Genomic DNA, 13,369 nt, shown 5'->3' with positions numbered 1-13,369 from the left:
GATAGAATTTTTCTGGAGTTGAGTTTCCATGGCCAAGATCGCCCCGCAATTGCCAATCGAAGTCGACAGCGAGACCGGTGTCTGGACCAGCGACGCCCTGCCGATGCTGTACGTACCGCGCCACTTCTTCGTCAACAACCACATGGGCATCGAGGAAGTGCTGGGCGCCGACGCCTACGCCGAAATCCTCTACAAGGCCGGCTACAAGTCCGCCTGGCACTGGTGCGAGAAGGAAGCCGAATGCCACGGCCTGGAGGGCGTCGCGGTGTTCGAGCACTACATGAAGCGCCTGAGCCAGCGTGGTTGGGGCCTGTTCGAGATCCAGGACATCGACCTGGATAAAGGCACCTGCAGCGTCAAGCTCAAGCACTCCGCGTTCGTCTACGTCTATGGCAAGTGCGGTCGCAAGGTCGACTACATGTTCACCGGCTGGTTCGCCGGCGCCATGGACCAGATTCTCGCGGCCCGCGGCAGCACGCTCCGCACCGTGGCCGAACAGGTCTACGGCGGGTCGGAAGAAGGCCACGAAGATGGCTTGTTCGTCACCAAGCCGTTGTAAGCCGGGGAGAGCGTCATGGCATTCGAAGCAATGTTCCAGCCGATCCAGATCGGCAAGCTGACCATCCGCAACCGCGTGCTCAGCACCGCGCACGCCGAGGTCTATGCGACCGACGGCGGCATGACCACCGAGCGCTACGTCAAGTACTACGAAGAGAAGGCCAAGGGCGGCATCGGCCTGGCCATCTGCGGCGGATCGTCGGTGGTGGCCATCGACAGCCCGCAGCAGTGGTGGGCGTCGGTCAACCTGTCCACCGACCGCATCATCCCGCATTTCCAGAACCTGGCCGACGCCATGCACAAGCATGGCGCCAAGATCATGATCCAGATTACCCACATGGGTCGTCGCTCGCGCTGGGACGGCTTCCACTGGCCGACCCTGATGTCGCCGTCAGGCATCCGCGAACCCGTGCACCGCGCCACCTGCAAGACCATCGAGGTGGAAGAGATCTGGCGGGTGATCGGCAACTATGCCCAGGCCGCACGTCGGGCCAAGGAAGGCGGGCTCGATGGCGTGGAGCTGTCGGCGGTGCACCAGCACATGATCGACCAGTTCTGGAGCCCGCGGGTCAACAAGCGCACCGACGAATGGGGCGGCAGCTTCGAGGGCCGCATGAAGTTCGGCCTGGAAGTGCTCAAGGCCGTGCGCGCCGAAGTGGGCGACGATTTCTGCGTGGGCATGCGGATCTGCGGTGACGAGTTCCACCCCGATGGCCTCAGCCACGAGGACATGAAGCAGATCGCCGCCTACTACGATGCCACCGGCATGCTCGATTTCATCGGCGTTGTGGGGTCGGGTTGCGATACCCACAACACCCTGGCCAACGTCATCCCCAACATGAGCTACCCGCCGGAGCCATTCCTGCACCTGGCGGCCGGCATCAAGGAAGTGGTCAAGGTGCCGGTGCTGCACGCGCAGAACATCAAGGACCCGAACCAGGCCACGCGCATCCTCGAAGGCGGCTACGTGGACATGGTCGGCATGACCCGTGCGCACATGGCCGACCCGCACCTGATCGCCAAGATCAAGATGGGCCAGATCGACCAGATCAAGCAGTGCGTGGGCGCCAACTACTGCATCGACCGCCAGTACCAGGGCCTGGACGTGCTGTGCATCCAGAACGCCGCGACCTCCCGCGAATACATGGGCGTGCCGCACATCATCGAGAAGTCCACCGGGCCCAAGCGCAAGGTGGTGGTGGTCGGTGCCGGCCCCGCCGGCATGGAGGCGGCGCGCGTGGCGGCCGAGCGTGGCCACGACGTCACCGTGTTCGAGAAGCGCGAGCAGATCGGCGGGCAGATCACCATCGCCGCCAAGGCGCCGCAGCGCGACCAGATCGCCGGTATCACCCGCTGGTATCAGCTGGAGTTCGCCCGCCTGAAGATCGACCTGCGCCTGGGCACCGCGGCGGACATCCCGACCATCCAGGACCTGCGCCCGGACATCATCGTGCTGGCGGTGGGCGGCCACCCGTTCATCGAGCAGAACGATCACTGGGGCGCGGCCGAAGGGCTGGTGGTCAGTAGCTGGGACGTGCTCGACGGCAAGGTCGCGCCGGGCAAGAACGTGCTGGTGTACGACACCATCTGCGAATTCACCGGCATGTCGGTGGCCGACTTCATCGCCGACAAGGGCAGCCAGGTGGAGATCGTCACCGACGACATCAAGCCGGGCGTGGCCATGGGCGGCACCACCTTCCCCACCTACTACCGCAGCATGTACCCCAAGGAAGTGATCATGACCGGGGACATGATGCTGGAGAAGGTCTACCGCGAAGGCGACAAGCTGGTGGCGGTGCTGGAGAACGAGTACACCGGCGCCAAGGAAGAACGGGTGGTCGACCAGGTGGTGATCGAGAACGGCGTGCGGCCGGACGAGGCCCTGTACTACGGGCTCAAGGAAGGCTCGCGCAACAAGGGCCAGATCGACGTCGAGGCGCTGTTCGCGATCCAGCCCCAGCCGATCCTCAGCCAGCCGGGCGAAGGCTACCTGCTGTATCGCATCGGTGACTGCGTGGCCCAGCGCAACGTGCACGCGGCGATCTACGACGGCCTGCGCCTGTGCAAGGACTTCTGATCGCACGGGCATGAACGCCGCCCCTGGGGGCGGGATTGGCCCCCTGCGGGAGCGGGCGAGCACGCGCCTGCAGGGTCCGCGCTGCGCTTGAAAGCGGCGCACGAATCCAGCTGTTGTGGGAGCTTCCCATGTTGAACACCCTTCTACCCATCCTGCTGTTCGCCGCACTCGGCCTGGCCGTGCTCGGCGCCGTGCGCCGCGTGAACCTGTGGCGCCGCGGCCGGCCATCGAAGGTCGATCTGCTCGGCGGCCTGCTGGCCATGCCACGCCGCTACCTGGTGGACCTGCACCATGTGGTCGAGCGCGACAAGTACATGTCCAGGACCCACGTGGCTACCGCCGGTGGCTTCGTGCTGTCGGCGCTGCTGGCGATCCTGGTGCACGGTTTCGGCCTGCACAGCCAGATTCTCGGCTACGCCCTGCTGGTGGCCACGCTGATCATGTTCAGCGGCGCGGTCTTCGTCTTCCGCCGCCGCCTGAACCCGCCGTCGCGGCTGTCCAAGGGGCCGTGGATGCGCCTGCCCAAGAGCCTGCTGGTGTTCGCCGCGAGCTTCTTCATCGCCACCTTGCCGGTGGCCGGTATCCTGCCGGCCAACACCGGCGGCTGGGTGATGGTGGCCATCCTCGGCCTGGGCGTGCTGTGGGGCGTGTCGGAGCTGTTCTTCGGCATGACCTGGGGCGGACCGATGAAGCACGCCTTCGCCGGTGCCCTGCACCTGGCGTGGCACCGGCGTGCCGAACGCTTCGGCGGCGGTCGCTCCACGGGCCTCAAGCCGCTGGATCTGGAAGACCCGAACGCGCCCCTGGGCGTGGAGAAGCCGGCCGACTTCACCTGGAACCAGCTGCTGGGCTTCGATGCCTGCGTGCAGTGCGGCAAGTGCGAGGCCATGTGCCCGGCCTTCGCGGCGGGCCAACCGCTGAATCCGAAGAAGCTGATCCAGGACATGGTCATCGGCCTGGCCGGCGGCACCGACGCCAAATTCGCCGGCAGCCCGTATCCGGGCAAGCCGCTCGGCGAACACGGCGGTCATCCGCACCAGCCGATCGTCAACGGCCTGGTGGACGCCGAGACGCTGTGGTCCTGCACCACCTGCAGGGCGTGCGTCGAGGAGTGCCCGATGATGATCGAGCACGTCGATGCCATCGTCGACATGCGTCGTCACCTCACCCTGGAAAAGGGCGCGACCCCGAACAAGGGCGCCGAGGTGCTGGACAACCTGATCGCAACCGACAACCCCGGCGGCTTCAACCCTGGCGGACGGATGAACTGGGCGGCGGACCTCAACCTCAAGCTGCTCTCGCAGGTCAAGCGCACCGAGGTGCTGTTCTGGGTCGGCGACGGTGCCTTCGACATGCGCAACCAGCGCACCCTGCGGGCGTTCGTCAAGGTGCTCAAGGCTTCGGGCGTCGACTTCGCCGTGCTCGGCCTGGAAGAACGCGACAGTGGCGACGTGGCCCGTCGACTCGGTGACGAGGCGACCTTCCAGCAACTGGCCAGGCGCAACATCCAGACCCTGGGCAAGTACGCCTTCGAACGCATCGTCACCTGCGACCCGCACAGCTTCCACGTGCTCAAGAACGAGTACGGTGCGCTGGGCGGCGACTACCAGGTGCAGCACCACAGCACCTACATCGCCGAGCTGATCGAGGCCGGGCGCCTGAACCTGGGCCAGCACAAAGGTGGCAGCGTCACCTACCACGACCCGTGCTACCTGGGCCGCTACAACGGTGAGTACGAAGCGCCGCGCGCGGTGCTCCGGGCACTGGGAATCGACGTGCGCGAGATGCAACGCTCGGGCTTTCGTTCGCGCTGCTGCGGCGGTGGCGGCGGTGCGCCGATCACCGACATTCCCGGCAAGCAGCGGATTCCCGACATGCGCATGGACGACATCCGCGAGACCGAAGCCGAGCTGGTCGCTGTGGGTTGCCCGCAGTGCACGGCGATGCTCGAAGGCGTGGTCGAACCGCGTCCACAGATCAAGGACCTGGCCGAGCTGGTGGCCGACGTGCTGATCGAAGAACAGGCGCCGGCAGCGGTCAACAAGCCGGCTGCGGCCAGACGTGAACCTGCGGAGGTGCACTGATGAGCGAAATCATCCGCCGAGATCCACGCGCCGAGTGGATCGCCCGTAACCGCCTGCACCCGCTGCATGCCGCGATGCAGACGCAACAGACCCAGTGGATGGGCCCCCACGGGCTCATGCGCAAGAACCCCCATGTAATGGCGGCCGGTTTCATCGGCCCGGCCGGGCTCAAGCGTATCGACCGCAGCGGTGCCCAGCAGGGCACGGCCGTCGGCGGGCGGCGTTCGGCGGCGGCCGAGGTCCAGTTGCCGTTGCACCAGGTGATCGACCCGGCGTTCTACATCGCCGTGGTGCCGGACATGATCGGCGGCCGACTTGGCAGCCACGACCGCGACCTGCTGGGCCTGGCCCGCAGCCTGGCGGGCAACGACGGTGCAGTGCTGGCCGTGGTGTTCGGTGAGCACAAGGAAAGCAGTTTTTCCACAGCCGGCATCGATCGCCTGCTGGTAATAGAAGGCGAAGCCTTCAGCGGCTACGCCCCGGAACAACTGGTCCAGGGCCTGCGCGCTGTGGATAACCAGTTTGGCCCGCGCCACTGGCTGCTCCCCGACAGCCGTACCGGTGGTGGCGAGCTGGGCCGACGGTTCGCTGCAGCGCTGGGCGAACGCCCCGCCACACGCGTCTGGCAGATCAAGGACGGTCAGTGCATTGGCCGCGCCGGCGCCGGCCAGCAGGACCTGCAACGTACGCTGCCGCGCCTGATCCTGGCGGCGGCCGAATGCGCCGACCCGGTCAGCGAAACCCGGCACGAGGCCTTGCCGGAGACGTTGTCCACAGGTGTGGCACGCAGTCTGTCGCGCATCGAGGACCTGGGCCCGGTGGCCGTGGACCCGGCCGCCATCGCCATGGCCGAGGCCGAGTTCATCGTCTCCGGCGGCAATGGGGTCAAGGACTGGACGCTGTTCCACCAGGCCACCGCCGCCCTCGGTGCCACCGAAGGCGCGTCGCGGGTGGCGGTGGACGATGGCTTCATGCCGCGCAACCGCCAGGTCGGGGCCACCGGCACCTGGGTCACGGCGCGGGTATACATGGCCGTGGGCATCTCCGGGGCCATTCAGCACCTGCAAGGCATCGGTGCTTGCGACAAGGTGGTGGCGATCAACATGGACCCAGGTTGCGACATGATCAAGCGCGCCGACCTGTCGGTGATTGGCGACAGCGCGGCGATTCTCCAGGCGCTGATCGAGGCTGTGGACAACTTCCGCAATGGCGCTCAGCGCGACGCGGCATAAGGGCACGACATGAGTACGAAAGTCATCAGCCTGGTTTCCATCGGCGCCCACCCCAGCTCTGGTCGTGCCCGTCGCGCCGAGCAGGATTCGCGCGCCGTCGAGCTCGGGCTGCAGCTGGCAGGCACCGACCTGCAGGTGGTGCATGCCGGTAACCCCGCCGAGCAGGCGCTGCGCGGCTACCTGGGCATGGGCCTGGAGCACTTGGACGTGCTGGAGCAACCCGCTGGCGCCGATGTGCTCGGCGTGCTCGGCGACTACCTGCGCGACGCTGGCGCCCAGATGGTGCTGACCGGCAGCCAGGCCGAAACCGGCGAGGGCTCCGGCATGCTGCCGTTTCTGCTGGCCGAGAAGCTGGGCTGGCCGCTGGTGGTGGGGCTGGCCGAGGTGGAGTCGATCGAGAACGGCACCGCACAGGTGTTGCAGGCCTTGCCGCGCGGTCAGCGGCGCCGCCTGAAGGTTCGCCTGCCGTTGCTGGCCACTGTGGATAACGCCGCACCCAAGCCACGCCAGAGCGCGTTCGGCCCAGCACGCCGGGGAGTGCTGGCGGCGCGCGATGTCACGGTGGTCGAGGACGAGGTCCTGGAAGGTGACGCCCTGCAACCTGCGCGGCCGCGGCCCAAGCGCTTGAAAGTGATCAAGGCCAAGAGCGGTGCCGACCGTATGAAGGCGGCGACCGCCAAGGCCAGTGGCGGTGGCGGCAAGGTGCTCAAGGATGTTTCTCCACAGGAAGGCGCCGAGGCCATTCTGAAGTTGTTGGTGGAGGAGGGGGTGCTGCGCTGAGCGGCATCTGCCTGTGAATAACTCCAGGGCCGCGTTGCGGCCCTTTTTCATGGTTTCCGGCTGCTCTTGCGGGCTGTGTATAGCGTATACGCCACCTGGCGACGTGGAATCAGCGCAAAGCGTTCCCCGCTTGCAAACTGTCCCCCGAAATTGTTCGCCAGCCTGTGAATAACGTGTTCGTTGGTTGCCCAAGACCAGATCGGACGCGGGCTAGAACGCCATGATCAAAAAATGTACAGCCCTGCGTGAAGTGGAACAGCGTGACTCACTTCGCACGCTCTCCAACTTTCCCACAATCGCTGTTCATCCCTCTGTGGATAATATGTTGGGTAAGCGCTGGAGGCCACGATCCAAGCAGCTTACAGGGATTTGATCAAATATTGATCAATCTGTTCGCGATTGCCTCATAACCCACGAAATACAGCGCGTCGCGGGCATTATCCACAGCCTGTGGGAATCGCGGCATCCCGTGCTCACATTTTCTGTTGGCGTCCCTGTGGACAAGGTGTTCGATAAACCCTGAAAGCCTTATTAGTCAGGGCCTTCAGAGGTTTGATCAAATAATGATCAATCAGTGCCGCCAACTCGAACTTTTAGTATCCACAAGGCAGTCTGATGAAATCTGTGGATAACCTGTTCGAACCCTCTGCACAACACACAAAAACGCCACGGCCGATCACCCGGCCGTGGCGTTCACTCGCCCCGCCAGAGGCTCACTGCGTCTTCACTTCCTTCAGGTAGGGCGCAGGTTCGGCGCCCAGGTTGGCCAGCACGCGATCGCTGTACCAGTCGATGAAGTTGACCACCCCGAACTCGTAGGTCTTGGAGTAAGGCCCCGGCTGGTAGGCAGTGGAGTTGATGCCCCGCTGGTTCTCTTCGGCCAGGCGACGGTCCTGGTCATTGGTGGCGTCCCACACCTTGCGCATCTGCTCGGGATCGTAGTCCACGCCCTCGACCGCGTCCTTGTGTACCAGCCACTTGGTGGTGACCATGGTTTCCTGGGCGCTGATCGGCCACACGGTGAACACGATCATGTGATCGCCCATGCAATGGTTCCATGAGTGCGGCAGGTGCAGGATGCGCATCGAGCCCAGGTCTGGGTTCTGGATGCGGCCCATCAGCTTCTTGCACGCCTGCTTGCCATCCATGGTCATCGACACGGTGCCCTTGAGCAGCGGCATGCGCACGATGCGGTTACGCAGTCCATGACTCTTGTGCAGGTACGGAATCTTCTCGGCCTCCCAGGCGGCGGCGGAGGCCGCCACATGGTCCTTGAATTCCTGGCTGGCGCGCGGGTCGTTGGTGTCGTCCCACTCCAGCAGAGACTTGAGCAGCTCGGGGTGCGAGCCGTTGCAGTGATAACACTCGCGGTTGTTTTCCAGCACCAGCTTCCAGTTGGCCTTTTCCATCAAGGTGGTCTGCACCGCCACCTTGGCGTTCTCCATGTCGTACGGTTCCATGTAGTGGTCCAGGGTGGCCAGGAACTCGTCGATGGCGGGCGGATTTTCCGCCAGGCTGATGAAGATGTAGCCGCCGGCGGTCTTCACGTTGATCGGCTTGAGGCCGTACTGGTTCATGTCGAAATCGGCGCCCATTTCGGTGCCGGCGAACAGCAGGCGGCCGTCGAGCTCGTAGGTCCACTGGTGGTACGGACAGACCAGCTTGGCCACCTTGCCTTTGTCGCTGACGCACAGCCGCGAGCCGCGGTGGCGGCAGACGTTGTGGAAGGCGTGCACCTTGCCTTCGGTGCCACGGATGACGATCACCGGGTTCTTGCCGATCTGCAGCGTGAGGTAGTTGCCCTTCGCCGGAATCTCGCAGGTCATCCCCGCGATCAGCCACTCCTTGTGGAAGATCTCCTGCATGTCGATCTGGAACACGCGCTCGTCGCAGTAGAAGGGCTGCGGCAGCGAGTAGGTACGCTCGCGGGTCTGCAGCATCTCGGCGGTGGCCTTGCGTGCAGGTTCCAGTGGATCGCCCAGGCTCAGGGTTGCGGTGACGTCCATCGTTTTATCCTCAAGGCCGTTGTCGGCCGGCGAAAGGTGGCTAATCGTTGTTGTGTTTGCCGCAAGGCTGTCGGCAGAAAAACAGCCGTTCTATTTGCGGTGGAGTGTGCGTTTGCGCCGTGCCCGGGCCATATCCACGGGCGACATGGCCGCATCGAATTCCGACGCTCCAACCCCGGTGTCACGGGGCTGGTCGCGATAAGCACGCCGATGTCGCGGATGGGAATGTGCGACGCTTGCGCCTTGCAGCATCATCCCAGCCATAAGAACGCCGATCGTCGGCTGCTGGAGATGAACATGTCCGAAACCTTCCTCAACCCGGTCACCACCCAGACCTGGGCCAACGGCCGCCACATCGTGCGCTGCGTCAAGGTCATCCAGGAGACCTGGGACGTGCGCACCTTCTGCTTCATGGCCGATCAGCCGATCATGTTCTTCTTCAAGCCCGGCCAGTTCGTCACCCTGGAACTGGAGATCGAAGGCAAGCCGGTGATGCGTTCCTACACCATCTCCAGCTCACCGTCGGTGCCGTACAGCTTCTCCATCACCGTCAAGCGCGTGCCTGGCGGGCTGGTCTCGAACTTCCTTCACGACACCATGCACGAAGGCGCCGAAGTGCCGGTGCACGGTCCGGTAGGGCTGTTCAACGCCATCGACTATCCGGCGGCCAAGGTGCTGTACCTCTCCGGCGGGGTCGGTATCACGCCGGTGATGTCCATGTCGCGCTGGTTCTACGACACCAACGCCAATGTCGACATGGTCTTCGTGCACAGCGCCCGCTCGCCCAAGGACATCATCTATCACCGCGAGCTGGAGCAGATGGCTTCGCGGGTGCCGAACTTCAGCCTGCACATCATTTGCGAGAAGCATGGCCTGGGCGAGCCCTGGGCGGGCTATCGGGGTTACCTGAACCAGCGTCTGATGGAGTTGATCGCGCCGGACTACCTGGAACGCGTGATCTTCTGCTGCGGGCCCACGCCCTACATGAGCGCGGTCAAGCGCATGCTCGAAGCGGTGGGCTTCGACATGAAGAACTACCACGAGGAATCCTTCGGCGCGACCCCGCCCGAAGCCAAGGCCGATGCCGTGGAACACGCCGAGGCGGCGGCCGAGGCGCCTGAAGTGGACGTGAGCGACCTGAACCTGGTGGAGTTCATCGGCAGCGACAAGAGCATCCGCATCGCCCCCGGCGAAACGGTGCATGCCGCCGCTGCGAAAGTCGGCCTGATGATCCCCAAGGCCTGCGGCATGGGTATCTGCGGCACCTGCAAGGTGCTCAAGCTCGGGGGCGAGGTGGAGATGGAGCACAACGGCGGCATCACCGAGGAAGACGAAGCCGAAGGCTACATCCTGTCGTGCTGCAGCACGCCCAAGGGCGACGTGCGCATCGACTACTGAGGCGCGAGCCGCGGGCTGTCCATGGCCTGCTGCACGTCTGAGGAAAACGGCCGATCATGCATCGGCCGTTTTTCATTGCCGCTCGAAGCGGGCAACTGCCTCAAGTGCGAAAGCGCGCCACCAGGCCGTTGAGGTCCACCGCCAGGCCGGCGCCGCGGGCGATGTTCAGGCTCGACTCGGCCCGTTCGGTGCTGGTGCGCATGGACGCCACGACCTGCTCGGTGCCCCCTGGATACTGCCGATCATGCGTTCGCTTTCGCGGGTCGATTGCTGGTTGCGCTCGTCCATCAGGCGCAGGGTCTCGTCCTGGGCCTCGCGGTTGACCAGCAGCCGATACGACAAGGTGCGCAGGCGCAGGTTGTCGGCCGTCAGCTCATCGAGCAGCTGGATACTGGGCACGTTGATCCGTTCGATGGTCAGGCCTGCCTGGCGTATCTGGCCCATCTGCACGAGGGAGAACACACCCAGGCCCAGCATCAGCAGGCCGATCAGCGAGAAACCGAGAAGCGCACGGGGTGCGATATTGAGGGAGCGTAATGAGATGACGTCGAGTCCGGAGAAGGCTCGCGTCCGTGCGAAGAAATTGATCTTACAAGCCTATCGGTAATGCCCTACGAGTCTTTAGGAAGGGCGTAGAAATTCAGCGTTCTACAATCGCCTGGGCGGACAGGCGGTTGATCCAAGTCGGAACAAGATCCCCTCCACCCTGTCAATGTGCCGGAACGAAAGCCTTTCGTACCTGTTTTTTAATGGCGGGGGCGCGTGCTTTTCTTTATCGTGTGCGCCCTTTGCAACAACCCGAGATAGACGCATGTTGGAAGCTTCCCTGAATCAACTCGAGCAACTGGTCGCCGACCTGATGCACAAGAACGCCCAACTGACCGAGCAGAACCAGCAGCTCGATCAGGCGCTGGCCCAGGCCAAGGAAGAGAACGAGACCCTGCAGCTTTCGCTGATGGAGCAGGAAGAGCAGAACGGCGCCACCGCCGCGCGCATCCAGGCCCTGGTCGAGCGTGCCAGCGCAGGTACCGTCGGCGCATGAGCCTGCCTTCGCAGTCGATCAGCGTGGTGAGCATCCTGGGCACCGAGTATTCGCTCAAGGCGCCGGTGGGCGAGGAGCAGACGTTGTCGCAGGCGGCGCACATGCTCAACGCGGCCCTCGGTGAAACCAAGCGCAAGTTTCCGACCCTGATCGGCGACAAGCTGCTGGTTCTGGCGGCGCTGAACCTGTGCTCACGTCAGATCGAGCTGCAGCGTGAGCACCAGCGCACCCTGGAGCAGACCCAGGCCAAGGTCGACGCGGCGGTCGATGCCATCGCCCGGACCTTGGGCGAGGCCTAGGGCTACCTAGGCTCTGGGGTGAAGTGCATCTGCGCTCGCCCGTGCTGCGTTGCGACGGGACGACTCAGGGCGGCGGTGAGGGCGCCGATCAGGTGTTCAACACCGCTCTGATGTCCGCTGCCAGTTCACGCACGCGGTTCTCTTCGGTGTCCCACGAACACATGAAACGCGCGCCGCCGCTGCCGATGAAAGTATAGAAGCGCCAGCCCCTGGCGCGCAGCGCCTCCAGGGCCGGCTCCGGCAGTTGCAGGAACACGCCGTTGGCTTGCACCGGGAACATCAGCTTGACCTCAGGCAGGTCGCTGACCAGCGACGCCAGCAGTTGCGCGCACTGATTGGCATGCTGTGCGTGACGCAACCAGGCGCCGTCCTCCAGCAGGCCGACCCAGGGCGCCGACAGGAAACGCATCTTCGACGCCAGTTGGCCGGCCTGCTTGCAGCGGTAGTCGAAATCCTCGGCCAGCTCGCGGTTGAAGAACAGGATCGCTTCGCCCACGGCCATGCCGTTCTTGGTGCCGCCGAAACACAACACATCGACCCCCGCCTTCCAGGTCAGCTCAGCCGGCGAGCAGCCAAGGAACGCGCAGGCGTTGGAGAAGCGCGCGCCGTCCATGTGCAGGTGCAGCCCGAGCTCCTTGCAGGTGGTGCTGATCGCCTTGAGTTCTTCCGGGCGGTAGACGCTGCCGACCTCGGTCGCCTGGGTGAGGGTGACCACGCGCGGCTTGGGATAGTGGATGTCCTGGCGCTTGAGTGCCACGTCGCGGATCGACTGCGGCGTGAGCTTGCCAGCGATGCTGGCGGCAGTGAGCAGTTTCGAGCCATTGGAGAAGAACTCCGGGGCACCGCACTCGTCGGTTTCCACGTGCGCGGTCTCCGAGCAGATCACGCTGTGATAGCTCTGGCACAGGGACGACAGCGCCAGCGAGTTGGCAGCGGTGCCGTTGAAGGCGAAGAACACCTCGCAGTCGGTCTCGAACAGGCGGCGAAAATGATCCGCTGCCCGCGCCGTCCAGTCGTCGTCGCCGTACGCGCGTTGATGGCCCTGGTTGGCGTGCTCCATGGCCGCCCAGGCCTCGGGGCAGATGCCGGAGTAGTTGTCGCTGGCAAATTGTTGGCTCTTGTCTGTCATGGCAGGTCCTGTAAACCGTAGGCACCCCGGTACTGTAGCGAAGTTTCTTGCCAAGCTATAGCGGTGTTCAGCCACGCAGCTATAAGCAGCGGCGCGCAGGTGATTACGGCTGGCCGTAAACATAATTAGGAAATATCTTTTAAGCTTGTAAGAGTTTTCTTTCGGAAGTTAATTAAGTTGGCGGAAATCCAGCTGTTTCTACTCTTTTCCAACTAGATGGCGTTTGACGAACTCCAGTTCCTGCACAAGTATCATCATGCCGAAACCGGTACTTCCATAATGATTCTGTATTGGAGAACGCTCATGATGAACGCATCAGATGTGGCTGAGTTCTATGAAGTGAAACCTGCAGCAGTCGATGGACAAGTTGCGCATGCCAACCCTTTCATCACCTTGATGGAAACCACCCAGGACACGCTGGGCCAAGTTCGCGACACCCTGGCTTATCTGGCCGGGATAAAATCTGCGGCTGCCCAGGATCAGTATGCAACGCTCGACACTTCCAGCCTGCAAGCGCTGCTGCGCAGCGCACAGGCGGCTGGCTTGAGTGCCCGGGTCATTGGCTAGAAAGTTGCCAGGCGTCGCCAGGCTCTGTCTGAAAAGCCCTGATACTCGGTGATACTGCGTTGAAAACAGCCTGGAGCGCCAGCCCGGTCGGAATGCTCATTTACAACCTGTAAACTCCGCTTCCTCGGCTGTTTTCGCCTTGCCTGACCTTCGTCTCAGGACTTTTCAGACTAAGCCTCGGCGCCTGGCTTTTCAGG

The 13,369-nt window shown here is 63.8% G+C and carries 11 protein-coding genes and 1 pseudogene; 9 read left to right on the top strand and 3 right to left on the bottom strand.

Annotated features, from left to right (window positions below; translation table 11 throughout):
- Positions 1-28: 28 nt before the first annotated feature.
- The 5 genes from IAE34_RS16575 (at position 29) to etfB (ending at position 6,731) form a co-directional block, all read left to right on the top strand.
- Complete coding sequence (locus IAE34_RS16575; RefSeq protein ID WP_200140042.1) at positions 29-559, top strand: DUF5943 domain-containing protein; 531 nt, start codon at positions 29-31, stop codon at positions 557-559.
- 15 nt (positions 560-574) lie between these two features.
- Positions 575-2,635 carry a dimethylglycine demethylation protein DgcA gene (dgcA, locus tag IAE34_RS16570; RefSeq protein ID WP_200140041.1) on the top strand — a complete coding sequence of 687 codons (2,061 nt, stop codon included), beginning with the start codon at positions 575-577 and terminating at the stop codon, positions 2,633-2,635.
- 128 nt (positions 2,636-2,763) lie between these two features.
- Positions 2,764-4,719: a dimethylglycine demethylation protein DgcB gene (gene dgcB / locus IAE34_RS16565; protein ID WP_200140040.1), complete on the top strand. Its 1,956-nt coding sequence runs from the start codon at positions 2,764-2,766 to the stop codon at positions 4,717-4,719.
- Complete coding sequence (gene etfA, locus IAE34_RS16560) at positions 4,719-5,951, top strand: electron transfer flavoprotein subunit alpha (RefSeq protein ID WP_200140039.1); 1,233 nt, start codon at positions 4,719-4,721, stop codon at positions 5,949-5,951. Before dgcB ends, etfA begins: the two co-directional genes overlap by 1 nt.
- 9 nt (positions 5,952-5,960) lie before the next feature.
- On the top strand, positions 5,961-6,731 hold the full coding sequence (gene etfB, locus IAE34_RS16555) for an electron transfer flavoprotein subunit beta (protein ID WP_200140038.1): 771 nt from the start codon (positions 5,961-5,963) through the stop codon (positions 6,729-6,731).
- 713 nt (positions 6,732-7,444) lie between these two features.
- Here etfB and gbcA read toward each other — a convergent pair.
- Complete coding sequence (gene gbcA, locus IAE34_RS16550; RefSeq protein ID WP_200140037.1) at positions 7,445-8,737, bottom strand: glycine-betaine demethylase subunit GbcA; 1,293 nt, start codon at positions 8,735-8,737, stop codon at positions 7,445-7,447.
- Positions 8,738-9,034: 297 nt separating this feature from the next.
- On the opposite strand from gbcA, the gene gbcB reads away from it, so the two are divergent.
- On the top strand, positions 9,035-10,135 hold the full coding sequence (gene gbcB, locus IAE34_RS16545; protein ID WP_200140036.1) for a glycine-betaine demethylase subunit GbcB: 1,101 nt from the start codon (positions 9,035-9,037) through the stop codon (positions 10,133-10,135).
- 133 nt (positions 10,136-10,268) lie between these two features.
- Here gbcB and IAE34_RS24790 read toward each other — a convergent pair.
- Positions 10,269-10,612, bottom strand: a pseudogene (locus IAE34_RS24790) (hypothetical protein); the annotation flags it as partial.
- 334 nt (positions 10,613-10,946) lie between these two features.
- Here IAE34_RS24790 and IAE34_RS16535 point away from each other — a divergent pair.
- Positions 10,947-11,177, top strand: coding sequence for a hypothetical protein (locus IAE34_RS16535; protein ID WP_200140035.1), 231 nt, complete (start codon positions 10,947-10,949; stop codon positions 11,175-11,177).
- A complete protein-coding gene (locus IAE34_RS16530) occupies positions 11,174-11,476 on the top strand; it encodes a cell division protein ZapA (RefSeq protein ID WP_200140034.1) in 303 nt (100 codons plus the stop codon). Before IAE34_RS16535 ends, IAE34_RS16530 begins: the two co-directional genes overlap by 4 nt.
- 88 nt (positions 11,477-11,564) lie before the next feature.
- Here the strand turns inward: IAE34_RS16530 and IAE34_RS16525 are convergent, their stop codons facing one another.
- Positions 11,565-12,605, bottom strand: coding sequence for a threonine aldolase family protein (locus tag IAE34_RS16525; RefSeq protein ID WP_200140033.1), 1,041 nt, complete (start codon positions 12,603-12,605; stop codon positions 11,565-11,567).
- Between the two features lie 216 nt (positions 12,606-12,821).
- On the opposite strand from IAE34_RS16525, the gene IAE34_RS16520 reads away from it, so the two are divergent.
- A complete protein-coding gene (locus IAE34_RS16520) occupies positions 12,822-13,172 on the top strand; it encodes an XRE family transcriptional regulator (RefSeq protein ID WP_200140032.1) in 351 nt (116 codons plus the stop codon).
- The last annotated feature ends 197 nt before the right edge of the window (positions 13,173-13,369 follow it).

The organism is Pseudomonas sp. S30 (assembly GCF_016518545.1).
In the GTDB taxonomy this organism is placed as follows: Bacteria; Pseudomonadota; Gammaproteobacteria; order Pseudomonadales; family Pseudomonadaceae; genus Aquipseudomonas.
Note: the sequence above shows the minus strand (reverse complement) of the source record. Positions and strands in the feature narration are given on the sequence as shown.

What these genes read in the sequence shown, in the direction of transcription:
- IAE34_RS16575 (WP_200140042.1), top strand. Translation starts at nt 29, where the DNA reads ATGGCCAAGATCGCCCCGCAATTGCCAATCGAAGTCGACAGCGAGACC.
- dgcA (WP_200140041.1), top strand. Translation starts at nt 575, where the DNA reads ATGGCATTCGAAGCAATGTTCCAGCCGATCCAGATCGGCAAGCTGACC.
- dgcB (WP_200140040.1), top strand. Translation starts at nt 2,764, where the DNA reads ATGTTGAACACCCTTCTACCCATCCTGCTGTTCGCCGCACTCGGCCTG.
- etfA (WP_200140039.1), top strand. Translation starts at nt 4,719, where the DNA reads ATGAGCGAAATCATCCGCCGAGATCCACGCGCCGAGTGGATCGCCCGT.
- etfB (WP_200140038.1), top strand. Translation starts at nt 5,961, where the DNA reads ATGAGTACGAAAGTCATCAGCCTGGTTTCCATCGGCGCCCACCCCAGC.
- gbcA (WP_200140037.1), bottom strand. Translation starts at nt 8,737, where the DNA reads ATGGACGTCACCGCAACCCTGAGCCTGGGCGATCCACTGGAACCTGCA.
- gbcB (WP_200140036.1), top strand. Translation starts at nt 9,035, where the DNA reads ATGTCCGAAACCTTCCTCAACCCGGTCACCACCCAGACCTGGGCCAAC.
- IAE34_RS16535 (WP_200140035.1), top strand. Translation starts at nt 10,947, where the DNA reads ATGTTGGAAGCTTCCCTGAATCAACTCGAGCAACTGGTCGCCGACCTG.
- IAE34_RS16530 (WP_200140034.1), top strand. Translation starts at nt 11,174, where the DNA reads ATGAGCCTGCCTTCGCAGTCGATCAGCGTGGTGAGCATCCTGGGCACC.
- IAE34_RS16525 (WP_200140033.1), bottom strand. Translation starts at nt 12,605, where the DNA reads ATGACAGACAAGAGCCAACAATTTGCCAGCGACAACTACTCCGGCATC.
- IAE34_RS16520 (WP_200140032.1), top strand. Translation starts at nt 12,822, where the DNA reads ATGGCGTTTGACGAACTCCAGTTCCTGCACAAGTATCATCATGCCGAA.